20 protein-coding genes are annotated in these 25176 nt (G+C 50.1%); 9 read left to right on the plus strand and 11 right to left on the minus strand.

The features are described from left to right. Positions 1 to 30: 30 nt before the first annotated feature. Positions 31 to 1968 (minus strand): extracellular catalytic domain type 1 short-chain-length polyhydroxyalkanoate depolymerase, encoded by a 1938-nt coding sequence (locus BFC17_RS20080; protein WP_070178363.1) that lies wholly within the window; start codon positions 1966 to 1968, stop codon positions 31 to 33. 246 nt (positions 1969 to 2214) lie between these two features. Between BFC17_RS20080 and BFC17_RS20085 the strand changes: the two genes are divergently transcribed. Next, positions 2215 to 3486, plus strand: a complete 1272-nt coding sequence (locus BFC17_RS20085; RefSeq protein ID WP_070178297.1) for a sensor histidine kinase — start codon at positions 2215 to 2217, stop codon at positions 3484 to 3486. Continuing rightward, positions 3467 to 4102, plus strand: coding sequence for a response regulator (locus BFC17_RS20090; RefSeq protein ID WP_070178298.1), 636 nt, complete (start codon positions 3467 to 3469; stop codon positions 4100 to 4102). The genes BFC17_RS20085 and BFC17_RS20090 overlap by 20 nt, the downstream gene beginning before the upstream one ends. Positions 4103 to 4114: 12 nt before the next feature. On the opposite strand, the gene BFC17_RS20095 is transcribed toward BFC17_RS20090, so the two are convergent. Continuing rightward, positions 4115 to 4999 carry a LysR family transcriptional regulator gene (locus tag BFC17_RS20095; RefSeq protein WP_070178299.1) on the minus strand — a complete coding sequence of 295 codons (885 nt, stop codon included), beginning with the start codon at positions 4997 to 4999 and terminating at the stop codon, positions 4115 to 4117. A 110-nt stretch (positions 5000 to 5109) separates the two neighbouring features. On the opposite strand from BFC17_RS20095, the gene BFC17_RS20100 reads away from it, so the two are divergent. The 4 genes from BFC17_RS20100 to BFC17_RS20115 all read left to right on the plus strand — a co-directional run bounded on the left by BFC17_RS20100 (position 5110) and on the right by BFC17_RS20115 (position 11190). Then, positions 5110 to 7110 carry a ligand-gated channel protein gene (locus BFC17_RS20100; protein ID WP_070178300.1) on the plus strand — a complete coding sequence of 667 codons (2001 nt, stop codon included), beginning with the start codon at positions 5110 to 5112 and terminating at the stop codon, positions 7108 to 7110. Further along, a complete protein-coding gene (locus BFC17_RS20105) occupies positions 7110 to 8159 on the plus strand; it encodes a PepSY-associated TM helix domain-containing protein (RefSeq protein ID WP_070178301.1) in 1050 nt (349 codons plus the stop codon). Before BFC17_RS20100 ends, BFC17_RS20105 begins: the two co-directional genes overlap by 1 nt. Further along, complete coding sequence (locus BFC17_RS20110) at positions 8156 to 8983, plus strand: DUF4198 domain-containing protein (RefSeq protein WP_070178302.1); 828 nt, start codon at positions 8156 to 8158, stop codon at positions 8981 to 8983. Before BFC17_RS20105 ends, BFC17_RS20110 begins: the two co-directional genes overlap by 4 nt. Before the next feature lie 224 nt (positions 8984 to 9207). Then, complete coding sequence (locus BFC17_RS20115; RefSeq protein ID WP_070178303.1) at positions 9208 to 11190, plus strand: TonB-dependent receptor domain-containing protein; 1983 nt, start codon at positions 9208 to 9210, stop codon at positions 11188 to 11190. Between the two features lie 83 nt (positions 11191 to 11273). Here BFC17_RS20115 and BFC17_RS20120 read toward each other — a convergent pair whose 3' ends face one another. The 4 genes from BFC17_RS20120 to BFC17_RS20135 form a co-directional block, all read right to left on the minus strand. Further along, positions 11274 to 11486 carry a hypothetical protein gene (locus BFC17_RS20120; protein WP_070178304.1) on the minus strand — a complete coding sequence of 71 codons (213 nt, stop codon included), beginning with the start codon at positions 11484 to 11486 and terminating at the stop codon, positions 11274 to 11276. A gap of 63 nt (positions 11487 to 11549) precedes the next feature. Continuing rightward, positions 11550 to 11903 (minus strand): YbaN family protein, encoded by a 354-nt coding sequence (locus tag BFC17_RS20125; RefSeq protein ID WP_070178305.1) that lies wholly within the window; start codon positions 11901 to 11903, stop codon positions 11550 to 11552. Between the two features lie 132 nt (positions 11904 to 12035). Beyond that, on the minus strand, positions 12036 to 12410 hold the full coding sequence (locus BFC17_RS20130) for a glutathione S-transferase N-terminal domain-containing protein (protein WP_070178306.1): 375 nt from the start codon (positions 12408 to 12410) through the stop codon (positions 12036 to 12038). Between the two features lie 99 nt (positions 12411 to 12509). Further along, positions 12510 to 13163, minus strand: coding sequence for a DUF1707 domain-containing protein (locus BFC17_RS20135; protein ID WP_070178307.1), 654 nt, complete (start codon positions 13161 to 13163; stop codon positions 12510 to 12512). A gap of 230 nt (positions 13164 to 13393) precedes the next feature. Between BFC17_RS20135 and BFC17_RS20140 the strand changes: the two genes are divergently transcribed. Beyond that, entirely contained in the window at positions 13394 to 14296 is a 903-nt protein-coding gene (locus tag BFC17_RS20140) for a DUF2608 domain-containing protein (RefSeq protein ID WP_083271875.1), read from the plus strand. A gap of 42 nt (positions 14297 to 14338) precedes the next feature. Here the strand turns inward: BFC17_RS20140 and BFC17_RS20145 are convergent, their stop codons facing one another. Both BFC17_RS20145 and BFC17_RS20150 read right to left on the minus strand, forming a co-directional pair. Beyond that, the gene (locus BFC17_RS20145; protein ID WP_070178308.1) at positions 14339 to 15574 is read right to left on the minus strand and encodes an ABC transporter permease; all 1236 of its coding nucleotides are present in this window, start codon (positions 15572 to 15574) and stop codon (positions 14339 to 14341) included. Next, positions 15568 to 16263 (minus strand): ABC transporter ATP-binding protein, encoded by a 696-nt coding sequence (locus BFC17_RS20150; RefSeq protein WP_070178365.1) that lies wholly within the window; start codon positions 16261 to 16263, stop codon positions 15568 to 15570. The genes BFC17_RS20145 and BFC17_RS20150 overlap by 7 nt, the downstream gene beginning before the upstream one ends. A gap of 197 nt (positions 16264 to 16460) precedes the next feature. On the opposite strand from BFC17_RS20150, the gene BFC17_RS20155 reads away from it, so the two are divergent. Next, a complete protein-coding gene (locus BFC17_RS20155; RefSeq protein ID WP_070178309.1) occupies positions 16461 to 17345 on the plus strand; it encodes a LysR family transcriptional regulator in 885 nt (294 codons plus the stop codon). Between the two features lie 458 nt (positions 17346 to 17803). Further along, positions 17804 to 20182 carry a TonB-dependent receptor gene (locus BFC17_RS20160; RefSeq protein ID WP_070178310.1) on the plus strand — a complete coding sequence of 793 codons (2379 nt, stop codon included), beginning with the start codon at positions 17804 to 17806 and terminating at the stop codon, positions 20180 to 20182. A gap of 85 nt (positions 20183 to 20267) precedes the next feature. Here the strand turns inward: BFC17_RS20160 and BFC17_RS20165 are convergent, their stop codons facing one another. From BFC17_RS20165 to pepA, 3 genes are read right to left on the minus strand one after another with little or no spacing between them, the layout of a single operon-like run. Beyond that, positions 20268 to 23054: a valine--tRNA ligase gene (locus BFC17_RS20165; RefSeq protein ID WP_070178311.1), complete on the minus strand. Its 2787-nt coding sequence runs from the start codon at positions 23052 to 23054 to the stop codon at positions 20268 to 20270. Between the two features lie 23 nt (positions 23055 to 23077). Continuing rightward, entirely contained in the window at positions 23078 to 23527 is a 450-nt protein-coding gene (locus BFC17_RS20170; protein WP_070178312.1) for a DNA polymerase III subunit chi, read from the minus strand. Positions 23528 to 23533: 6 nt separating this feature from the next. Further along, positions 23534 to 25039 (minus strand): leucyl aminopeptidase, encoded by a 1506-nt coding sequence (pepA, locus tag BFC17_RS20175; RefSeq protein ID WP_070178313.1) that lies wholly within the window; start codon positions 25037 to 25039, stop codon positions 23534 to 23536. Positions 25040 to 25176: the final 137 nt, after the last annotated feature.

The following is a 25176-nucleotide window of genomic DNA, read 5'->3' on the forward strand; positions in this document are numbered from 1 at the left end:
TTAATACTCAATAACACTTAACTGCCAAACTTACGGACAAACACCTTCATGCCAAACTGTCCCATCGGTAGAGTAAAGTGATGTGGTTCCCCAGGTTGAACCGGCCAGCGGGTCATCGGATCCTGCAGCAAAGTAGTCTGGTGAGAAGTAGTAACCGGTGCTGTAGGCGCGGCCCGCCACTTTGTGATAGTAGTTTGCGGTAGTGTACTCGGCACAGGTAGATGTATCACCGCCGGTATCGCCACCAGTATCACCGCCTGAGTCACCACCGGTATCACCGCCAGTGTCACCACCTGGACCAGAACAAGCCTGAACCGGACCGCTACACGAGCCATCATTATCCTGCCATACACACATACCACCGCTTTGAGGCTGCTCAGTTAACTTGAAAGGATCAGCCGAATACTCCAGATAGCAGGTGGAATACGCGGTGTAGTCGAGACGACCAGCATTTATGTGTTGATCAAGCGTGGCGATCTGACCGGCATCAATATCCACCGTCAGTTGCGTATTGCTACTCAGCCCGCTGTTGTCGATAGCCGTAACGGTAATACTCTGCTCACCACCAGGCAACTCGCAGGCTTGAGCGCTAAAGGATAGCCCATCCACACTCGCGTTTTGAGTACCGGTCGCAAATGTTACTTCTACTGCGGTAAGGTCCTGGTTTTCGTCGTAAACCGAGCCGGTAACCGTTGCACACTGCCCATTGGCATCCACCAGCACATCAGATAATACGGGGGCAGCAGGTGGCGGTGGCGGGCCGACGCGCACGCTCACAGTGCTGGCTTCGGACACGGCGCCAACATCGTCACTGGCCGTCACCGTCACAAAGTACAAATCGTCTGGCAGGGTGGCCGAGGTTACCGAGAAACTATCATCACTTTGGGTCGACGCCGAGTACTGATAGGTATCGCCATTATTATTGGTGATCAGCACATCAACATTATCCACGTAGCCTTCAGCGTCGGTGGCGTTACCAGTGACGATCAACTGACCGCTGCTTTCTGAAGCGCTCACCGAAGATAATTGCGGAGGCTGGTTTCGATCGACCCGCTTATTATTCTCGCTGAAGTATTCACCCAGGTACATCGCATAGTTAATGCCAGTGCCACTTACATAGGAACCACTGGCGCCAGCGCCGCCCGACCAGGAGTGATCCACGCCATTGAGCCAGATCATAGATACCCGACCTTCTTCCCACAGGTATTCCTCGGCGGTACGCGAGCCGCTACCCAGGGTGTTGCTGCCGGGCAACTCACTAACACCATAGGCACCAGCCATCCCTTCAGCATTTTGCCGGTTGTAACAGGTATCAACGGTGGTATCGGCATCACCATGTGCGATAGACGCGATCTGATCATCGAGCGATCCGCTGTAGCTTCCTGCATATTGTTGGCATCGCTGCGCGACGTTGGCGTATTCACAGCTGCCTATCGCCCCACTGGAACTCGTGCCAATGCTGGGTCCGGCACTCACGCCCACCCCGGCAAAAACGTCGGGAGCGATACAGGCCGTGGTATTGGCAAAAGCCGCGCCGGAAGACAATCCCGCCACGTACACCTGGTCTTCATCAATGGCATAACCGCTGCCAGACTTCATAGCATTAACCAGTGAAATGATATTGGCGTAATCACCGGCGGTGCGGGATTTAGACCCCTGCCAGTAAGACCAGCAGCCAAAACCGGCTTTGTTCATTGCATCAGGAACCGCTATAACCATTCCGTAACTTTCCGCAGCAGCCTCAAGATTTGCTGAAAGATAGGCGTCTATGGATTGTGTGCAGCCGTGAAGTACGACTAACAGCGAGCGTCCCTGCCCTATTGGTGATAGCGAATCAGGAGTATAAACATGCACTTTATTAAAGTTACCTACTGAAACATTCTGCTGCCAACTGCCAGCCTGAGCGGAAATGCTCAGCGCAGATGACATCAGTGTACCTGCAACGAGTAGCGTATTTTTTAACGTCATATTACCACCTTCTTCTTTTTTGTATTTACCAATGGTTAACGCATTTTTGATCAATTATTAACATAATCCTCTAGCACTTTCGTACTGTGGTGTAAGTGGGTAGTAATTTTGCCAGGATAAGAGCCAGAAACTGCTCTAAAGTAGTAATACTCTGTGACCAAAGTAGCAGGGGCTTTGTCAACGCACGGATACCTTTTTCGGTATAATGTTATTGTTTTGTAAATTCAGGCGGCAGTTGCGCTTACTATGAATGCATCCAATAAAGTCACACTCACGATAATTTTTATTTTTACTGCGGTTTTTAGTGTGCTGGCGGTTGCGATGTTCTATCAGGCTCGCTCGGATATCACCAGAGAGGGTCAGGGAGCACTGCAACTGGCGCAAACACTGGCCGAGGCAAACCTGGATACAACAACACTAAAACAAGTGCTGCAAAACAGCCGCCATCTGAGTGTAATCACCGGGCAGGAGAGCCGGGAAGTCGAACCGACTGGCGGATTTCTGGAGCAGTGGCTGGCGCCGCAGTCGCCGGTTACCGTAATAACCTCAGCCTCTGGTCAGCAGTTTAGGGTACGAGCAAACAGCGGCGCAGAATTTGACGAAATCACCGCCACGGTGAGCAATGTCCTGTTTATTTTTGTACTGGCGTTACTGCTTACTCTGTTTACGCTGCGCTATGCCGTTAATACCCGGTTAAAACCGCTGGCCGAACTGTGCCGGGGTCTGGATTCCATTCAAAGCGGTCAGTTTACGCTGTCTGCTGCCTCCACCGACATAGCCGAGATTCATACCCTTATCGAACACTACAATAACCTGATAAGTTCACTGGCCAGCAAAGAAACTCAGGTCGCAACATTGCGCCAGCGGTTGTCAGCGTTGCAGGAAAACGAACGACGACTGCTGGCTCGTGAATTACATGACAATCTTGGCCAGCTGATCACCGGCATCACGGTACAAACCTATATGCTTGAACAACAAAAACACAATCCCGATTTTATTGTAAAAGCCTGTGCCACTATTCAGCAGCAGTGTGATGCAGTACACCAGGGCATGAAGGATTTAACCAATCAGCTATATCCGGTCTTTCTGGGTAAACTGGGCCTGACGACGTCTATCGCCCAAATGATTCAGACCTGGCAGGATATTCATCAGATAGAGGTGAGCTGGCTGCCGGATGCCGCAACCATAGCGACTAACTTAAACCGCGATACCCAGGTTTACCGTATCACTCAGGAAATTTTTAATAACATCGCCAAGCATGCCAAGGCCACCGAAGTCACCGTGAGCCTGACCGCTAACGATGACGACTTAACCTTACAGGTCACGGATAATGGCCGTGGGTTTGTGCTTCCCGACAACACACAAACAGCCGGACTGGGCCTGGAATCCATGCAGGAAAGGGCTTCATTGTTGGGTGGGCATCTTAACGTAAGAACAAACTCAAGCGGCACCACCGTAACCCTGGTCGCGCCACTGGCATTACAGGATAAACATCACTATGAATATTCTAATCGTTGATGATCACGCCGTCGTCCGGCAGGGCTACAGCGCGCTGTTAACCATGATGCTGCCCGATGCAGTGGTCAGTGAAGCAGAAAACGCCCAACAAACCATAAAAGTGCTTTCTAACACTGACATTGATTTGGTGATACTGGATATCAACCTCGAGAACGCCAGTGGTCTTAACCTTGCCGGCCGTCTGATGAAGCGCTGGCCGCGATTAAAGATTATCTTCTTCAGCATGTTTGACGAACCTTCTGTGGTTAATCGGGCCATCCAGACCGGCGCCAAGGGTTATCTGAGTAAACGCAGTAAACCAGAAGTGATGATAGATGCGATAAAAACGGTACTCAGTGGTAAACGTTATATCGAACATGACATTGCTATACAGCTAGCCACCCATCAGCTCAATGATGCCGACAACAGCTGCAAACAACTGACCCAGCGGGAATTTGATGTATTTCTTGGCATTGCCAAAGGGCTTGAGCGGGCGCAACTGGCCGATGAACTCAACGTGTCCAGCAAGACGGTATCGAACATCCTCACCCAACTTAAGGCAAAGCTGCAAATTAATACCCATGCCGAACTGGTTCATCTGGCCATAGAACAAGGTTACTTAAAGGTTGCGGTATAGCTTGCCCACCCTTTACAGGGAGGCAAAATAGGATTCCAGCAAAGTGATAGCCTCGCGGGTTTTGGCCGGGATAGTAATGCGGTCGGCCACCACAGCAAATACCCGGTAATCCGGCAGGGTCCACTCAGGCAGAATTTGCACCAGCTCTCCTTTATCCAGATAATGTTGCACTTCCATTTGCGGCAACACCGCATAGCCCAAACCATCCACAGTAAACTGAATAAGTGCCTGCATAGAATTGACGCTGAGTTTAGGTCGACTCAGCAGATACGTTGCATTATTAACACCGGTGAGTTCGTGGGAAGGCAGGTGCTCGTATACCATGAAATTTTCTTTAACCAGGGCTTCCGGATGAGCGATTTGCTGCTGCGCCAGCGGATGCGAAGGCGCTACGCACAGCATCTGAGGCCAGGTAGCCAGCAGGCAGGACTTAAACCCGTCGTTTTCTATGGGTGCTAATCCCAACGCCAGATCCGCCCCGGTGGACACGATATCTTCGTAGCCCTCACCCAGGGTAACCGTTACCGATATGCGCTGAGAACTTTGCAGTAACTGCTGTAATGGTTTGCTCAACAGGCCACCACCAAATCCTTCCGGTGCCAGAATTTTTAGCTCACCACTGGGTGAATGGATCAGCGCATCAATTTCCTGCTGCCCTTGCCTGGCCATTTCTAACACGGATTCACTGGTGCGGTAATAAATTCTGCCAGCTTCGGTCAGGCTTAGATGACGGGAATTGCGATTAACCAGTTGCTGACCGATATCATCCTCGAGTTTACGTAACTGCTGGCTTATGGCAGACACTGTCATGTGCATTGCTTTGGCCGCCTGGCTCAGGCTGCCAGTGTCGGCGACCGACATAAATACATTGAGTGCTTTAACCAGTTTAGCATTCATAAGTGTTTAACCATTTCTAAAAGCTTCGTTCAAATTAAGTAGATTGTATCAAGAGTGCATCAATCTTATTCTAAATACAAATAATTCTCACTAACAATATCAAACTCAATATGAAATTTACGCCGTTAACCCTTGCCTGTTGTTCTGCTTTAGCTTCTTTTTCTCTGCTGTGTGAACAGGCCTACGCGGCTTCTGCCCCGGGAATGCCTGCGGCGGCCGCCGATTTAGAAACCATTGTGGTTACCGCTTCTGGTTCTGCGCAAATGCTCAAAGAAGCCCCCGCTTCCATCAGCGTGCTGAGTAAGGAAGACTTAAGTGAACGTTTATACCGCGATCTTACCGATGCGATGACAGATATTCCCGGCGTGGTCGTTACTGGTGGTGGTGACCGTGAGGATATTTCATTGCGAGGCATGGGCAGTCAGTACACGCTGATCCTGGTTGATGGCCAACGCCAGTCATCGCGTGAAACCCGTCCCAACAGTGACGGCCCCGGTGTCGAAGGCGCCTGGATCCCGCCGCTGTCTGCCATCGAGCGGATCGAAGTGATCCGCGGCCCAATGTCGTCACTGTACGGCTCAGATGCCATTGGTGGCGTTATCAACATTATTACTGCAAAAACTCCTGACGAATGGCGCGGCGAAATGCGTTTTGATGCAACATTGCAGGAAAGCAGTGAGTCAGGAAATCAGTTTCAGACCACCTTCTTTACGGCAGGCTCGTTAATTCCCGGAAAACTGGGTCTGCAACTGTACGGCCAGTATTCTCAGCGCGAAGAAGACAATATTGTTGATGGCTTTCGCGACCGCGACAATAAAAATATCAGTGCCAAACTGGCCTTTACGCCTAACGACAATCACGAGTTTGTGATTGAAGCGACCCATACCATGCAGGAAATTTACGCCACGCTGGGTAAAACGGTTGCCGAACTGGCCGAGGGCGAAGCCTGTGGCCGTCGCGGCTGCCCGGAGTCGAGCCTGACCGAGTACGACCGCACTAACCTGTCGCTCAGCCACACCGGCTATTGGGGCTGGGCTACATCACAGTCCTACGTCAAACAGGACGAGTTTGACAACGATTCACGCCAGATGTTTGTAAAAAACATTGATACCCAAACCATGTGGGCTATTCCGCTTACCGATCAGTTAAGTCTCAGTGCGGGTGGTGCATTCTTTAAAGAAGAACTCAACGACTTAACCAGCAACCAGGTGTCAGATTTATCCCTGGTTGATGGCCACCAGTGGTCAGTGTTCAGCGAAGGCGAATGGAAACTGACCGAAGAATTTGCCCTGACCACGGGTATTCGTTACGACGATGATCAGAATTTTGGCGGGCAATGGAGTCCGCGCCTGTATGGTGTCTGGCAACTTAGCAGTGACACTATCCTGAAAGGCGGAATTTCTACCGGCTTCCGTGCGCCCAACCTGCGCCAGATGAACCCCTCCTGGGGGCAAATAAGCCGTGGCGGCAATATCTACGGTAACCCCGACTTAGCCGCAGAAACCTCCACCAGCTACGAGTTTGGTCTGTATCAGGACTTCGGTAAAGACAGTACGCTGTCTGCCACGGTTTTTTATAACAAGTTCGAAGATAAAATCACCCGCATCGAGTGCCCCGAAACATTATGTACCGACGGCCTTAACGATTTTGGTTCAGCGCCGACCACCTACGTGAATGTTGATGAAGCAATAACACAAGGTTTTGAACTCAGTGTGGAAGCAGCGTTAAGTGACAGCATCGAATTTAACGCCAACTATACCTACACCGACTCCGAGCAAAAAACCGGTCAGTATGCTGGCAGTCCGCTTAATCAGTTACCCAAACATCTGGTGCAGACCTCCTTCCGCTGGAGCATCAATGATGCAGCCAGCAGCTGGCTGCGGGTTAATTACCGTGGTGAAGAAAGTCAGCCAACCACGGGCCCGTCACAGGACAGTCTGATCGCGCCCTCTTACACCCTGGCTGATTTGGGCTTTAACTACTCACTGACCACGCCTATTAAGCTCGGCGCAGGTATTTACAACCTGTTCGATAAGCAAATAGGAATGGACGAATACGGTTACGTAGAAGACGGTCGTCGCTACTGGCTGTCACTTACCTGGAGCTTTTAATGAACTGGCTATCCCGTCACTTCTTTAACTGGAAAAACTGGCACTGGGTAAGCTCGGCTGTCTGTCTCATTGGCATGCTGCTATTTGCGCTAACCGGGATCACCCTGAATCATGCTGGCAGCATCGAAAGCAAACCGGTCGTCACAGCCACCGAAGCAGTAGTAACAGAGGAATTACTGGCTGAGGTGATCCGGCAGCAAGCATTCACCCCGGCCTTTCGCCAATGGTATCGCGCTACCACGGGCAATAACCTGCCGGGCCAGATAAATGCCCAGTGGGATGATTTTGAAGTCTATGTCGCCCTGCCCCGGGCCGGGGGAGACCGTTGGTTTACCTTAACCCTGGACAGTGGCGAATTTTACCAGGAAAGCATCGACCGCGGCGCCGTTGCTTACCTTAATGATTTACATAAAGGACGAAACACGCCAACCGCCTGGCGTTGGTTTCTCGATATCTTTTCAGGAGCATGTATTGTGTTTAGTGTCACCGGATTAATGCTGTTAAAACGCTATGCCAAAGGGCGCAAAAAAACCTGGCCGCTGGTGATAGCCGGCCTTGTTATCCCCATCGCTTTTATCGTCTTTCCTTCCCATGCCAGTGCAGATGAACTGGAAATTACCCTGCCGCGCCTGAATGTGGCGGAATATCACGCCCCCTACGTGGCTGCCTGGCTTGCCGACGAACGAGGTCAACGCGTGGTGGATATTGCCGTTTGGTATGACCTCGACATGGCCGATAACGAAGGCGAAAAATGGTTAAAAGATTTGCGTATGTGGTGGCGACGCAGTGGCCGCAGCGCCAGTATGCCCATCGACGGTGTCAGTGGTGCCACCCGTCGCCCCGGTAAATCAGTGATCGATCTGACCCATCGTTTTAATCAGGTTGCGGCTGGCAATTACTTTATTTGGGTCGAAGCCGCCCGCGAACTGGGAGGCAGGGAAACCCTGAAACTTCCCATCACTTTACCCGTCGCTCAGCCTGTTAAGGCACATACCGAAGGCAAACAGGAACTCTCTTCAATCACTTTAACCATGGAACCTGAACAATGAAAACATCTTTATTAATTGGCGCAGCAACGCTGGCTCTGGCCCTTACAAGCACCGTCACCCATGCCCATCGCGTTTGGGTTAAGCCTTCAGCAACAACCGTTTCTGGCGACAGTGAGTGGATCACCTTTGATGCCGCCGTTGCCAACAGTATTTTTAGTGCCGACCATGTTGCTTTGCCGGCGGATCGTTTAACCGTAGTGTCACCCTCTGGCCAGCCGGTGCCGATTCAGAATAGCCAGAAGCTGCGCTATCGCAGCGTATTTGATGTTGAGCTAACGGAGCCGGGTACCTATAAGGTCTTTAATGCCTCGCAAACCCTTACCGCATTCTGGCAGGATGCAAACGGCGAACGTCATTTCTGGCCTGGTCGCGGTAAAACCGGCAGCGTGGAAGAATTCTATAAAGCCGTCCCACAGGATGCCAAAGAGCTTATGGTGACCGACAGCGCAAGAAGACTGGAAGTTTACGTTACGCTGGGCGCGCCAACCGCCAGAAACAATCAACTTACTGGCCGGGGGCTGGAGCTAAAAGCGCTGACTCATCCCAATGATGCCTATACCGGCGAGCCGCTGGAATTTCAGTTTTACATGAACGGTGAAGTTGCACCACAAACCGCCGTAACCCTGGTGAAAGAAGGTGAGAAATACCGCGATACCAATAAAAGTAAAGCGCTCACGGCCGATGCCAATGGCCTGATTAGTCTGCAAATTGATGAGCCGGGCATGTACTGGCTGGAAGCCGAATATGAAGACGAAAACGTGGCACCACCAGCAATGAAACGCACTGGTACCTATGTATTAATATTCGAAGTACTGCCATTGTAACTTCGGTCTGCCGGGTTGGTCGTCGGTCCTGCCCGGTTCGCTTTTCTTACCCTAATCCCTCCTCTCTGGCACCACAGCCCTCTAATCAAACTCACTAACTTAGTCAGTATGATCTAAATCAAAATAACAAAGATAATAACTATTATCATTTGCGTTGACCTTACGCCTTGTATAAAGTCCACCATAAATAAGAATGACTATCATTTAGTTTGAGGACTCAATTCGTGAAAAAGCATTATCTGGCCTGTGCTTTGCTGGCGGTAATTAACGGTTATGCGGTAGCTGAAGAAGACAACGTAGAACTGATTCAGGTATGGGGAACTAAAGTCAAAAGTTCTTCAGTGTACGTAGGCGAACAGGCCATTGCCTCTAAGCAAGCAGATCATTTAAGTGACTTACTACGCGATATTCCCGGTGTGGACGTGGGTGGTACTCACTCCTTAAATCAACGCATCAATGTGCGCGGCCTGGATGACACGGATCTCGAAGTCCTTATCGATGGTGCCTCACAAAATAACTACATGTTCCACCATATGGGTAACCTGAATATCAACCCGGATATACTCGAATCGGTCGATATCCAGGTGGGTTCAAACTCGGTAGTTCACTCTGGTCTTGGCGGTGCGCTGGAATTCAGAACCAAGTCAGCCAGCGATATTCTGCGTGGTGGCGAGCAGTTTGGTGGCCGTGTACTGGCGGGCTATAACACTAATGATCTGCAGTATCTGTCATTGACAGCTTTTGGTCAGCTTACTGACAGCCTGGATGTGCTGGCCTACGGCTCGACCATGAATAACAATAACTTTGAAGACGGCGCTGGCATCGAAGTTCTGGGCAGCGACGGCAAAATTCAAAATGCCATGGTCAAACTGGGTTGGGATATCGATGCTCAACAGCGTTTCTCAGTGAAGTACGATACCTACCGTAACCACGGCATGTACGCCGCACGTCCGGACATGGGCGTAAGAACCAACGCAGCCATTGGCGGCGGTGAAGTGCCGTTATTCGACACCCACTACGACCGCGATACCATCAGCGGCCACTACGAACTCAATATGGGTACCGCGCTTAACCTGCGCGCCGACCTGTATCAAAACGAACAGGAATTGTGGCGGGTATATAACGGCGCTACCACTGAAGGAACATCAACCAATACCGGCCTGACCTTAATTGCCAATAGCTTAGTGAAAACCAGCGGCATCGACCACCAGCTGACTTACGGTGTTAAGTGGATCAATGCAGATAACGACGTGAGCAGTGTTACCGCTGACGAAATGACCACAGGCGCAGAAGAAACCGACGATACCGGCATTTTCATCGAAGACGCAATTTACTTTGGTAACGGCCTGACCGTGACTCCTGGTGTGCGCTTTAACAGCTACGAAAAGTCATCAGCCGCGCAGCCAGAAAAAGACAGCTGGACCGACTGGCAAATGGCGCTGGCCGCGGAGTATTCCGTTACCCGCGAATTAACCATTCATGCCAGCACCACCGACCTGTTTAAAGGCCCGCAGCCAGGTGAAATATTCAACAACGAACAGGCGGGTAAGGTACGTAACCCGGAACTTGAGCCTGAAACCGGCACCAACCGCGAGGCCGGTATTCGCTACCGCAGTGCCGATGTACTGGGCGCTGACGAATTCAGCACAGCCGTTACCGTATTCAGAACCGAAGTAGACAACTACATTGAAGCTGTGGACTACCCTGAAGATGAGTGTACCGGGCGCGGCTGTCTGCAATGGGACCGCAACATCGGTACCGTTGAAATTGACGGTTTTGAAGCAAGTATTTTCTATGCCATTGGTGACTTCAACGCCCTGGTAACCTACGCTAAGTCCGACTCTGATATTCAGGATGGTTCAGCCACAACAGCGCCGCTGGATCGTGAAGTCGGCGACAGCATGGGCTTAACCCTGAATTACTATGTGACCGATATTAATTTGGATCTGCGCTGGCATTCACAAAAAACCTTCGCCGAAGACGCTAAGGAAGGTTATACCGTGCATAACCTGACCGCTATCTGGGAACCGGCATATTTTAATACCGATCTGAACGTAACTCTGGGTATCGAGAATATCTTCGACCGGCTCTATGTCTCCCATGCCTCGCGCACCGGCACCACTACCCATCCGGTATTTGGCCCGCTGGAACTCAGCGACTATGAACCAGGTCGCAACATCAAGCTGTCTGTTGCCTATAAATTCTAATCCGGATTAATCGCCCGCTTCGCCGGGCGATTCTTTTGCCCTCGACACAATGGCTAACAGTCCTCGTAATCAGGGAGTCTGCCCTACTCAGGCTTTAACGGACGTAGCACCATCTTAAGAAACAATATGGCTAAGGCCATAACGAGAGCCAGAGAAAGCGCCCAGTGCACTGTCTTGTTCGCCTCTACGCCAAGCACAATCAGGGCAAAAAACACCACAAAATAAGTCAGTCCGGCGGCAATAAGTACTGGTGCATAATGTACTGCCCGACTAATCAGCCAATCGCGATTTTGCATGGTTAATTACTGTAATAATGATGAGTTAATAACTTACTTTTACGCCGTAACTGCCTGAGCGTATCAATCGTGGGGGCGGGTCCAGATAAACAGCATTACCGCACACAGGGTTACGGCCTGAATGCTCAGTACCATTGGCTTTAAACCCATCACCACCGAAATGGAAAATACCACTAAAATTGACAGTGTAGCGGCGTATTTGCCAGATTTACTGATAGCGCCGCTGCGATTCCAATCTTCAATCGCCGGGCCAAAAACGCGGTGGTTGACTAACCAGTAATGCGTGCGGGCAGAAGACCGCGCAAAACAATAAGCGGCCAGGATCATAAAAGGAACAGTGGGTAATAATGGCACCACCACGCCTACGGTACCCAGGGCAACACTTAAAAAGCCAACAATAAACCAGATGGGGCGCATAAGTAACCACTCAACTAAATGCAGATACCACTAAGTATAAAAAGAGGCTGAAGTTTCTCAAGAAAATTGCCCTGAATATGTGCACAATGTTGAACACAGCGAACCCGGTGCGTTAAACACCCGGCGAAGTTGTTAAGCCCCGGCAACCTGGGTTTTCAGATACTCGATGATTTGCTTTGACTCGTACATCCACTCATCTTTACCGTCTGCGTGCCTGATGTGCAGACAAGGCACCTGCACCTTACCACCACCGGCAATCAACTCTTCACGATAGGGCGAGCCCTGAGCCGCACTTTTCTTGGTAATGTTCAGATTGAGCTGATGAATAGCCCGGCGGGTTTTTACGCAAAACGGGCAGGCAAAAAAATGATACAGCGTCATATCGTTACTTTTTGCATCTACCTTAGCCTGTGCATCCGGCGTGCGCTTAACTTTTTTCCAGCGTGTCAGCACGTCCGCTGACACGATAACCAATCCCAGTGCATTACGAACAATTTTAAGGACCATATACTTACCGTTAACCTTGATTTACCTATATTTATCTGGCCCGGATCTTCACACAAACGGCACCGAAAAACCAAGTAAAAATAGATAAATTAGCAGAGGTTAGTAGCGCTTACTGGTACCTAGCATGGCTTTAAACTGATTAGCCAGGGCAATAAATTTCTCTTTGATGGTACGTTTCAAATCAATATCAATGGAGCCCATTAATACAAAGCCTTCCACCGTTATGGTTGGCGCCTGACGGTCAGCGATAGAAGGCGCTTTATTTGATACACCGCCCATAAAGCAAAACGCTTTAGTCACAACATTAACGTTCTCCGGCACTTTAATGTCACTGCCGCCCATAATGCACAACGCTTTTATCGTCACATTTGGTGTAGTAAACACAGCGTCAGAAAAATCTATGGTGCAGCCGCCCATAAAATCCAGCACCCGGATTTCGGCGGGCACATTCCAGCGGCCGGTGCGGTCCGAACCGCCCATCACGTTGATAAAGGTTTCGGTGGCAGGGGCATCGGTGGTGGCGTAGTTAATATTCAGTTTTTGCTCTTTCTGGCGGGTAAAATTGTCGTCCACATCCATGGTTAAATCAGCTGCCAGATCAACAATTTCCTGATGATTCTGACTGGCCATCGCCGCATCCAGACGACGCTCAAAGGCCTCAGCAGAAATAACCCCATGACTGTAGTGATAGATTAATTTATCAATAATTTCTTCACGAACCTGTTCGATGGGGCGATCGGCTAACTTAACCATGTTATTTATCCTTTGCGTATTCGATAGACCCGTGAATTGAAGCAAACACCAGGCCAACCAGAAAAAACTTTATTTACAATAACTTAAAAACAACAAGGTTTTACAATTTACGCTATTTAACGAAGTTTTAGCTAATCGTGCCGATAATTAGCAAAACAAACAGACTTGCGGCCAGCCGTCTGAGCTGACACCATTGACACTTGTTTTTACCAATTAATCCAATGCCTGTTATGAGCTCTCGTTTTTTTCGATTTTCCCCGGCAACAACCTGGTTATTACTGTGCGCCTTTATATTAAACGGCTGCGCCACTACTTCTTCGACAGACCTACCGGGCGTTACCGTTACTGAAGTTGAATCTTTTACCACCGTCGACCAAACCATCAATGCATTAAATGCCCAATATGGTGCAGAGAATGTTTTAATTGTTTCGGATATCGATAACACCGTACTCACCAGCGCTGGCGATCTGGGCGGCGATATCTGGTACCAATGGCAACGCGGCAAGCTGAATATTAAACCCACCGACTCACAAAAAGTAAGCTGCCTGTTTGAAGATACCATTAGTTTGCTTTATGAACTCGGCCCAATGAAATTAACCGAGGAGCAATTGCCTGGCCTTTTGAACAACTGGCAAAACAGCGGTAATACCCTGCTTTTGCTCACGTCCCGTGCGCCCAAAAACCGCTCCGCCACCGAAAGAGAGTTGCTGCGTAACCAAATCGATGTCGCCGCTGCCGCACTGGCCCCCATTAGCAATAACAACCCGGTCTATCGCAAAAAACTGGACCGGGAGATGAGTTACAGTCGCGGGGTGATGATGACCACCGGGATGAACAAAGGCACCATGCTTAAGTGGATCCTGAACCAAACCCAACGTGAGTTTGACGCCATCGTATTTGTGGATGATTCCTACACTAATATCGAGAATATGCACGCCAGCTGGCTGCAGGACGCTATCGACATGCGCATTTTTCATTACACCCATGTTGAGGCCCAACGTATTGCACAGCAAGGCAGTGTGCTGACCCAGGCGCAGGCAAATCAAATGGCTGATGATTACGCCAGGCTGATGCGTACCATTAACAGCACTTTTCCGGCTCGATTAAATAACGGTGAGTGTCTGGCTCGCTAAAACCAACTTAGGTACGGGGCAATAACAGTGTTGCCCTGCTGCTCAGAGCCGCTGATTAAGCGCTCCCCGATAGGCATCAATCGCCGGCAGCAAACTGCACAACAACGTAGCCAGCAACACAGCACCGATAACTAACCCGGTATGTAAATTCAGTAAATTAGCCGAAATGAACATGCCGTAATGGCTGGCCAACCAGCCTCTGGCCACTGCAAAAAAGCCAGATACCAGGGCCACTGAGGCTAAACTGGCGGCACTGGCCAACAGCACTGCCTCAAGCAAAATAAGGCGAAAAATAGTTCCCGCCCCGGCTCCCATAATGCGCAATACGGCAATTTCCTGTTGCCGCTGGTGCATAGAAGCCAGCAACATGGTGGATAAACCAAATAACGAAGACAACATAATAAGCACACTGATAAAACGCAGCAGATTTTCGACGCCAGACATCATTTGCCACATTTCGTTTAACGCAACCCCAGGCAACACCGCCATCAGGCGGTCCTGGTCGTAGTTATTCAGCTCCCGTTGCAGGGTAAAGGTGGCAAACTTACTGTTAAGGCCCACCAGAATGGCAGTAACACTGTCCGGCTTGTTAACCTTAGCATTTGCGTGTTCGTGAGCCTCTTGCTCCGCCTCATGCCGGGCATGAGGAGCGTGCATGGCTTCAATGCCTTGCAGCGAAACATGGACAGTTTTATCCACCGGCGTGCCGGTTGGTGCCAGAATACCGGTAACCGTAAACGGTGAATCGTCGTGTTGTTTAAAACTCACCGCCCCCAGTCCATGGGCAATAACAATCTTGTCGCCCACTTTGTAGTTGAGCTCACTGGCCACATCTGCACCCACCACAGCATCAAACATATTACTGAATGACTTACCCTGAGCGAAGGTTAATGGCTGCTTATTGCCATACTTGTAATGCGCAAAATACTGCTGATTAGTGCCCAGCACTCTGAATCCATGGTGAGCATCGCCTAAGGATAACGGAATCGCCCATTTTACCTGCGGTTCCGTAAGCAACATCTCGTAACTGGCATAGCGGATACTGTTGGTAGGACTGCCCATTCGGAACACCGAATATAGCAACAAATTTAGCTGCCCACTGGGCGCACCAACAATCAGGTCTACATCGGATATGGTGCGGTTAAAGCTGGCCTGAGCCTGCCGCTGGACATGCTCAACACTGAGTAAAACACTGATGCTGATGAGCAGAGCCAGAAAAGTCAGAGCCACGGATTTACCCCGGCTACGCAGACTGCTTAGTGCAAACGACATCAGCATGATCGCGACTCCTTTTTATCCGCGAGATCTTTTAAAGCAACCCGCTTATCCAGGTAGTCGCTTAGGCTGATGTCGTGACTTACAAAAATCAGCGTTGTCTGATACCGCTCGCACTGGCTTATAAGTAACTTCATAAACGCATCCCGGGCATCGGCGTCGAGAGCCGATGTCGGCTCATCCACCAGTAATATCTCCGGCCGATTAATCAAGGCGCGGGCAATAGCCACCCGTTGTTGCTGGCCCACACTTAACTGCCCGGCCTTATTGTGAAGGATTTTTGGTGGCAATTGCAGCGCTTCAATCAACTGCACCAAGGTTGCCGAATCCGGTGGTGAGGAGCCGGCAAAATGCGTTGCCAGGGCAATATTCTGCGCCACAGACAGATGGGAAATTAAATTAAACTGCTGAAACACGACACCGATATGTCTGGCTCGGAATTTATCCCGTTGGGTGTTGCGCAGCGTCGAAAATGGCTTCGACAACAGCTCAACGGTACCTTTATCCGGCGTTAAGATGCCACACAATAAATTAAGCAGCGTCGTCTTGCCTGACCCCGATGGCCCATGCAAAAAAATGCGCTCCCCCTGACTGACCTGCCAATCGTGGTAGCATAGCTCAGTGGCGCTCTCAGCGTACTGAAAACTCACATTCTTAAGGGTTATTGCGGGGTGTTTGGGGCTATCTGACAAGATCACTTTTGCTACCACTTTCCTGACTGATTCCAGATTATACCCATAACCTGGCAATTAAAACGGTCACTTACCGTGCTATCAATACAAAGACCTCAATCAAGGGGCTGTCGCGCCCAAACACATTAAATAAATTGCTTTATTTGCAACAAAACATGCAAAATATTCATCAGTATTATCTTTGCAGACACAAACCAATGTTAGAACGTTTCCATCTTGAAGTCCTACAGGCAATAAAAAACCACGGTACCCTGACCCAGGCAGCAGAAAGTCTGCATCTGACCCAGTCAGCACTCAGCCATAGTATGAAAAAACTCGAAACTCAGCTTGGCACCGCCATCTGGCAAAAAGACGGCCGTAATCTGCGCCTTAATGCCGCCGGCGAGCGCATATTAACCCTGGCAAATCGCGTGCTGCCGCAATTTCGCCATACCGAGTTGCTGCTCAGCCAGATAGCCAAGGGCGAAATGGGCTCGCTGCGAATAGGGATGGAGTGTCACCCTTGCTATCAATGGCTGCTCAAGGTGATCGCGCCCTATCTGGAAGACTGGCCAGAAGTGGATATTGACGTCAGACAAGCCTTTCAGTTTGGTGGACTAAGCGCGCTGCTAAACTATGAAATCGATATTCTGGTTACTCCGGATCCTTTGTTTCGGCCAGCGCTTAATTTTATTCCCGTATTTGGCTACGAGCACCGTCTGGTGGTTAGTGCTAATCACCCACTGGCGCAAAAGGACTGGGTGACACCAGAAGATCTGGCTAAAGAAACACTGTTTACTTACCCGGTAGAACCCCAGCGGCTGGATATTTTCAGCCAGTTCTTAACCCCGGCCAAATGCACAGTGCGCCAGCATAAAGTCATCGAAACCACCGAAATTATGCTGCAAATGGTGGCCGCTGGCCGCGGTATTTCGGCATTACCAGGCTGGTTGGTCGACGAATACGCCAAAACCCTGCCCATCAAGAGCTTAGGCATAGGTGAATCCGGCATTCAAAAAGACATTTACCTGGGCGTGCGCAAAGGTGAGGAAAGCATTTCTTATTTGGGTGAATTTATCTCTCAGGCACAACATACGCGCTAATTGCTCTGTCATATTAGGGACATTTGCTGTCTGAATTAGGGAACTTTTCCGTAGTGTGTAACGCATAAAACCCTCACACTGCAGTCTGGCGTTATGGCAGTCAGTAACCCGCAGCCATTTAGCGTCACTCCAGTGATGACAATCATCAACTTCCTTCGGGGCCAGCTTCATCAGCCTGGCCCTGTTTTTTGTTTTAAAGTTTCCCCGGCAAAGTCAGACATTTTCAAGAACTTACTACTTTGGCACTACTTATCTGCAAAAGCACAACCCCCTTTAGTATTGCAGGGTAAAAACCGGGAACTTTTCCCGGTTGAATACGGGAACAGCTCACTAGGATAGCCAGGGGAATATGTACATACTTACCCTGCCTTAACGCGATATTTACACAAATACTACAACAGCCTGACAGCACGATCAGGGACGCGTTTAATTACCGAGAACATGTTGGAAAGAACACAATGACGAAAAAAGCCTATCTCTATCTTGCAGCCTGTATCGCAGGGAGTTTCCAGGTGCACGCCCAACAAGCGACTGAAGACATGGAAAAAGTGACCGTTTACGGGCAGTCACCACTGAGTTTTGTCTCTGGCCTGACCGAATATTCGCCCGCCAGCCAGCATATCGACGCTGATGCTCTGGATGTGGATAACGGCAATTCATTAGCGCGGATTTTAGATAATCAGCTGGTCAGTGTGTCGATCAACGACGTGCAAAATAACCCGTTTCAGGCTGATCTTCAGTATCGTGGTTTTACCGCTTCACCCTTGCTCGGTTTACCCCAGGGTTTATCGGTGTTCTTTAATGGCACCCGTTTTAACGAGCCCTTTGGCGATACCGTAAACTGGGATTTAATTCCGCCTTCGGCGTTAGAGTCAGTCACCCTGGTCTCTGGCGCTAATCCGGTATTTGGTCAGAATACACTGGGCGGCGCGTTAATCTTAAACAGTAAAGATGGTTTCTCTTTCCCTCACCACAAGGTCACCGTAATGGGCGGCGACTTTGGTCAGCAGGGTATTAACCTTGAATCCGGCGGCAACAACGGTGAATGGGGTTACTACATTAATGTTAACAAATACGAAGAAGACGGCTGGCGTGACTATTCACCCAGTGATATTCAACAAGGCCTGGCTAACATTACCCATAAAGGTAAAGACTCAGCTACCCGAATTACCCTGGCCGCTAATGATAACGACCTGATTGGTAACGGCGCTATTCCGGTTGACCTGATCCCTTATGAAGGCCGCGATGCGATTTATACCCGCCCGGATCAAACTTTTACCAGCCTGCGCTTTATTAACCTGAATCACGAATGGCAACTCGACAACGATTTAGTGGTGCGTGTTAATGCTTACTTCCGTGAAAACGAAATCGAAACCTACAATGGTGACGACAGCGACTACGAGGAATGTGACGTAGGTTTTGGTGAAACATTGTGTGAAGAAGATGAAGAAGCCGAATTAGCCGAGGGTGCTGAAGAGGAAGAAGGCGAAGAAGAAGAAGAGTTTGAAGAGGATGATGCCATTCAGTTTGTTGGCTTCGATCCGCTGGTTCCATTGGAAGCTATTTCTGACGCTGACCCGGACACTCTGGACGGTACTGCCAATACCAGCTTAACCGAGCAGGAAAGCTATGGTTTTAGTGCCGAGCTTGCCGGTGTGACTCAATCTGGCTCGTTAACTCACAACTGGGTAGTTGGTCTGGGTATCGATACCGCTGACATCTCGTTTCGTAGTGACACCGAATTTGCCGTGCTCGACAACGACACACCACAAGACAGCCGCGGCGTAACCGGCATTGGTGTATTCGACGAAGGCTCACGGGTGCGCCTGGATACCGATGTAAAACATACCTATCTGTTTGTCAGCGACGTCATCGAATTGAACGACAACTGGCAACTGGCTGTGGCTGGTCGCTATAACAAATCCACTATCGATATGGTCGATGGCGTAGAAGTGGGCGAAGGCTCTCTGAACGGAAATCATGAGTTCAGCCGTTTCAACCCCTCAGCCACGGTGCACTATCGCAAAGATGGCTACCATGCTTATGCTTCTTACAGTCAGTCGTCACGTACGCCAAGTCCGGCAGAGCTTAGCTGCGCCGATGAAGACGATCCGTGTAAACTGCCCAATGGATTTGTGGCCGATCCGCCGCTTGATCAGGTACGCACCGACACCCTGGAGGTAGGCGTAAACTACTCGCTGGAGAACGGCCTGCTACACGCAGCGTTATTCCGCAGCGAAAGCAAAGATGACATTATCTTTCAGCAGGCGGGTGACCGCGCCTCCGTGGGCTATTTTGTGAATGTGGACAAAACCCGTCGTCAGGGCGCCGAATTCAGCCTGTTGCAGCAATATGACGATTTGGAGATTTCAGCCAATGTGAGCTATTTACAAGCCACGTTTGAAACCTCGTACTTATCGTTCAGTCCACAAAACCCGCTGGGACCGGGACGTCAGGTAATGCCGGGGGATAACATTCCAGGCCAGCCTGAGTGGCAGGCCGGGTTTGAGGTAACCTACCCAGTGATTGAAAACCTGTTTATCAGCGCCGATGTGGATTACGCTTCCGGCCAGTATTTCCGTGGCGATGAAGCCAATGAAAACCGCGAACTGGATGGCTATACCCTGGTTAACCTGAGTGCCACGTATGCCCACAGTAGCGGTATTACCGTGGGACTGCGTTTAGAAAACGTGTTTGATACCGAGTTTGAAACCTTTGGTACGTACGGCGAGGCTGATGAAGTTCTGGAAGATATCTATGACGACATCGAATCAACTGAGTTTGTTGGCCCTGGCCAGCCCAGAACCTTGAGACTCTTTGCGTCTTACCAGTTTTAAGCTGACTGCCTGCTAACAAAAACAAAAAGCCCCGCATGCACTAATGAGCATTGCGGGGCTTTTTTATTGGCTCAACAGCCGCTAATTACAGTGCAGCAATGGTTTCCTGCTGTGCTTTTAACTTAGCCAGCTGCGATTCAGAATCGGCCAGCTTGGCTTTTTCTTTTTCAATCACGGCTTCCGGCGCATTGCTAACAAACTTCTCGTTAGACAGCTTCCCTTTAAAACGGGCAACTTCCTGTTCCAGTTTACCCATGGCTTTAGCAATACGGGCAAGCTCGGCTTCTTTGTCAATCAGCCCGGCCATCGGGATAAGAATTTCCATCTCACCTACGACTGCTGCGGCACTGGCTGGTGCTTCTTCACCTTGTTTGAGCACCGTAATGGACTCCAGACGGGCCAGACGATCGATAAAGGTGCGGGAAATGCTCAAACGTCGCTCGTCTTCGCTGCTAACGTTACGCAGTAGCGCAGGAAGTGGCTTGCTCGGCGCAATGTCCATTTCACCACGAATGTTACGAATACCCACGATAAAGCGTTTTACCCACTCGATATCGCTTAATACCTGTTCGTCCTGCTTAGCCGCATCCACGGTGGGGAATGGCTGCACCATAATGCTGTCGCCGGCTTTAAATTCCAGCGTACTTAACGGCGCAACACGATCCCAGATAGTTTCGGTAATAAAAGGCATTAACGGGTGCAATAAGCGCAACAGACTTTCCAGCACGTTAATTAATGTATGACGGGTGCCGCGCTTTTCTGCTTCGGTAGCATCATCATTATTTAGTACTGGCTTGGTAAGTTCTAAGTACCAGTCACAGAACTGATTCCAGGTAAATTCGTAAACCGTTTGCGCGGCAATATCGAAACGATATTCGCTGATGGCTTTTTCAAATTCCACCAGAGTTTGCTGGAACTGAGCCCAAATCCACTTATCAGCCAGACTCAGCACTAACTCGCCACCGTCACGTCCGGTATCTTCGGTTTCGGTATTCATCAGCACAAAGCGTGATGCGTTCCAGATTTTGTTACAGAAGTTACGGTAACCTTCTACCCGGCCCATATCAAAGTTGATATCACGGCTGGTTGAGGCCATCGCCGCAAAGGTAAAGCGCAGCGCATCGGTACCGTAAGCATGAATACCTTCCGGGAACTGTTTACGGGTGCGTTTTTCGATTTTTGCAGCCAGTTGAGGCTGCATCATACCAGTGGTACGTTTGGCAACCAGCGATTCTAAATCGATACCGTCGATCAGATCGATAGGATCCAGTACGTTACCCTTCGACTTAGACATCTTATCGCCGCTCTCATCACGGATAAGGCCGGTAATATAGATATCCTTAAACGGAATTTTGCCAGTAAAGCGCTTGGTCATCATGATCATTCTGGCTACCCAGAAGAAGATGATATCAAAGCCGGTCACCAGTACCGAAGACGGCACAAAAGTTTCCAACTCTGGCGTTTTCTCTGGCCAGCCCATGGTAGCAAATGGCCACAGCGCTGATGAGAACCAGGTATCCAGTACGTCTTCGTCTTGCTTAAGCTCAACGTCGGCGGTCAGTGAATGCTTAGCACGCACTTCTTCTTCGGTACGGCCCACATACACGTTACCGTTGTTATCGTACCAGGCAGGAATGCGGTGTCCCCACCACAGCTGGCGAGAGATACACCAGTCCTGAATGTTATTCATCCACTGGAAGTAAGTTTTGCTCCAGTTTTCTGGCACAAAACGGATCTCGCCGCTTTCAACCGCTTCGATTGCCGGCTTAGCCAGCTCGTCAATGGCCACATACCACTGATCGGTCAGGTAAGGTTCGATAACCGCACCAGTACGATCGCCGCGGGGCACTTTTAATTTGTGGTCGTCGATTTTAACCAGAACACCGTCCTGTTCCAGTTGCGCCACAATAGCCTTACGCGCATCGAAACGATCCATGCCCTGATAAGCTTCTGGCGCTTCGTCGTTAAGTTTGGCATCTGGCGTAAAGATGTTGATCATCGGCAGGTTATGACGCTTGCCCATGTCGTAGTCGTTAAAGTCGTGCGCCGGGGTAATTTTAACGCAACCGGTACCAAACTCCGGATCCACGTAATCATCGGCAATAATTGGAATTAAACGGCCGGTGACAGGCAGTTTAATTTCTTTACCAATTAAGTGCTGATAACGTTCATCATCAGGATGCACGGCAACGGCGGTATCGCCCAGCATGGTTTCCGGACGGGTGGTAGCAACTACGATGCTATCGCTGCCATCGGCCAGCGGATAACGCATGTGCCACATGTGGCCGGCTTCTTCTTCGTTAAGTACTTCCAGATCAGACACCGCCGTGTGCAGTACCGGATCCCAGTTAACCAAACGCTTACCACGATAAATCAGGCCATCTTCGTGTAGTTTAACAAACACTTCGGTTACCGCTTTGGACAGGTTTTCGTCCATGGTAAATACTTCGCGGTCCCAGTCTGGCGATGTCCCTAAACGGCGCATCTGGCTGGTGATAGTGCCACCTGAGTGCTCTTTCCATTCCCAGATTTTGTCGATAAACGCTTCGCGCCCCAGATCGTGACGGGTTTTGCCCTGGGCGTTTAACTGACGCTCAACTACCATCTGCGTGGCGATACCGGCGTGGTCAGTACCTACCTGCCATAGCGTGTTATCGCCTTTCATACGGTGATAACGGGTCAGCACGTCCATAATGGTTTGCTGGAAACCGTGGCCCATATGCAGGCTACCGGTAACGTTTGGTGGTGGTAATAAAATACAGTAAGGGTTCCCCGTAGGTGCATCTGCACCTTTGGCTTTAAACAAGCCTTCGCTTTCCCAGCGCTGATAGCACTGCTGCTCTATCGATTGGGGTTCGTAGGTTTTATCCATGAAGTTTCTCGAAAAGTCTCTTTTTAGGCCGGTAAAAATTGCATTTGGCAACCGGCTTGTTGAAATTGTTTATACCGTTGACGCGCCTGTTGTTTGGCCGATTCTTCTACCGGCACAAAATCGATGATGTGCTGAAACTGGTTGAAGTTATTCACCATCTGACCGCTCAGATTAATCAGGCACTGCTTGCGCGGCAGCGACTGAAGTTGCCAGACGATTTCTACCGGCGCGCCCCCGTTAGGGCCTTCACCGGCGAGATTATGCGGCACAAAACGCCCGGTTGGTAATTGCCACAGCAGTTGGTCTACAGCTTCGGCCTGAGCCTGATCGGCGCACAATACCACACTCTTTTTCTTCTGCGAATAGAGTTCGGCGGTGAGTTCGCAGGCTTTGGCGCACACCGCAGGCACGCTTTTTTGTCCTGCGGGCGTTACCGATTCTTCAGCCAGTGCGTAAAAACGAACAGCGGGCATGGGAGCTTAATCCTCCAGGCCTAAACCAGCGCGGTTCATTAAAAACTGCGCAAGCATGGGCACTGGCCGACCGGTTGCCCCTTTATTTTTACCACTATTCCAGGCCGTACCGGCAATATCCAGGTGCGCCCAGTTGTACTTTTTGGTAAAGCGCGACAGGAAACAACCTGCAGTAATCGAACCGGCAGGACGACCACCAATATTAGCCATGTCGGCAAACGGGCTTTCCAGCTGTTCCTGATAATCATCCCATAAAGGTAAACGCCAGGCGCGGTCAGATGCTTGTTCGGAGGCATTCAGCAGCTCATGGGCCAGCGGGTTATGTGTACTCATTAAGCCGGTAGCGTGTTTACCCAGTGCGATGATACAGGCACCGGTTAAGGTAGCCACGTCGACTACGGCTTCCGGATCGAAGCGTTCTACGTAGGTCAGCGCATCACACAGCACCAGACGGCCTTCAGCATCGGTATTTAATACTTCTACCGTTTGACCAGACATGGTGGTTAAGATATCACCAGGACGGTACGCATTGGCATCAGGCATGTTTTCACAACCGGCCAGCACACCAATAACATTGATTGGCAGATTAAGCGCTGCAACGGTGTGCATTACACCCAGCACTGAAGCTGCACCGCCCATGTCGTATTTCATTTCGTCCATGCCTTCGCCTGGCTTTAATGAGATACCGCCTGAGTCGAAGGTTAAGCCTTTCCCCACCAGCACCAGTGGCGCCTGATCTTCGGCACCGCCTTTATGGTGGATAATGCTCATGAGTGATTCGTTTTCTGAGCCGCGGCCAACAGCCAGGTAAGAATTCATGCCCAGGTCTTTCATGTTGGCTTCGTTAACGACTTCTACCTCAACGCTATCGTATTCACCAGCCAGCAGCTGTGCCTGTTCCCACAGGTAAGCCGGGTTACAGATGTTAGGCGGCATGTTGGCAACATCTTTAGTGACCTTAACACCTTTAGCGATGGCCAGACCGTGCTCAACCGCTTTTTCGCCAACGGTTAACTCACGGCGGGTGGGTACGTTGAAAACAATTTTACGCAGCGGACGGCGCGGCTCGCCCTTTTTGGTTTTAAGCTGCAGGAAGGTATACAGCGTGTCCTGTGAGGTTTCGACCGCCTGACGGACTTTCCAATAGGTGTCGCGGCCTTTAACGTGCAGCTCCGTTAAGAAGCACACCGCCTCCATCGAACCGGTTTCGTTAAGGGTCTGAATAGTCTTGGCAATAATTTGCTTATACTGGCGTTCATCCAGCTCACGCTCTTTACCACAACCCACCAGCAGTACGCGCTCGCTAAGTACATTAGGAACATGATGAAGTAACAACATCTGGCCAGCTTTGCCTTCCAGATCACCACGACGAAGCAGGTTGCTGATATAGCCTTCGCTAATCGCATCCAATTGCTCTGCAACGCCGGACAAACGTCGGGGCTCGTAAACGCCCACTACAATACATGCACTGCGCTGTTTTTCCGGACTGCCACTCTTTACGTTAAACTCCACTGTATCACCTCATTTTTATCTGTCTGGTTGGCCCGGCGCAATTTTACATCCCGTTTTGCCTTGCTTTATGGTTTAATACGCACGAATTCAATCCTGCGTAGGGCGCGTCAACGTGATAATTCACGGCTCAGGCAAAC

Source organism: Marisediminitalea lipolytica (assembly GCF_001758465.1).
In the GTDB taxonomy this organism is placed as follows: domain Bacteria; phylum Pseudomonadota; class Gammaproteobacteria; order Enterobacterales; family Alteromonadaceae; genus Alteromonas; species Alteromonas lipolytica.